This is a genomic window from Vibrio sp. 1978 (assembly GCF_033344345.1).
Genome location: NZ_JAWPOP010000526.1, coordinates 1 through 669 on the forward strand (window position 1 = coordinate 1; position 669 = coordinate 669).

Annotated in this window: 1 protein-coding gene; it reads left to right on the plus strand. The window is 47.8% G+C overall.

The window, feature by feature from the left end:
* A partial coding sequence (locus R8N49_RS27625; protein WP_412034923.1) for an ABC transporter permease subunit occupies window positions 1-536 on the plus strand: 536 nt, incomplete at its 5' end.
* Window positions 537-669 lie beyond the last annotated feature (133 nt).

Below are 669 nucleotides of genomic sequence, written 5' to 3' on the forward strand. Positions count from 1 at the left end.
TCTCAGATGGTAAAGCGGTGGGCATCACAGAAGAGAGCTTCTTTGCACTGGGTAACTCATCATTTATTGGTATCCCAACGCCTATTTGGTTGACGATCATTACCTTTGGAGTTTTTGCTTTCTTGCTGAATCGCACTGTTTATGGTCGTAACACGCTCGCGATTGGGGGCAACGAAGAAGCGGCTCGCTTAGCGGGTGTGAATGTCGTGAAAACTAAGATGATAATCTTCACCGTGTCTGGCTTTATCTCGGCATTGGCGGGGGTTATTTTGGCGGCGCGTATGACCAGTGGTCAGCCTATGACGTCTGTGGGCTTTGAATTGGTGGTTATCTCTGCCTGTGTCCTTGGTGGTGTGTCGCTAAAAGGTGGTATCGGTAAAGTCTCTTACGTGATTGCTGGCGTGCTGATTTTGGGTACAGTCGAAAATGCAATGAACCTTCTCAACATGTCACCATTCGCGCAATACGTCGTACGCGGTGCCATATTACTTGCTGCTGTTATTTTTGACCGCTACAAACAAACCAGCCGCGCATAATGCTCTTTCTACTTGGTATCACTTCCAAGTGAACACTGGCCCCAAAACAGCCATGATTGCATGGCTGATTTGGGTTTAGCTCTCGAATCAAACCCTACAACCCCTTCAAATACTGCGCGTTGGTTGTTGGTTG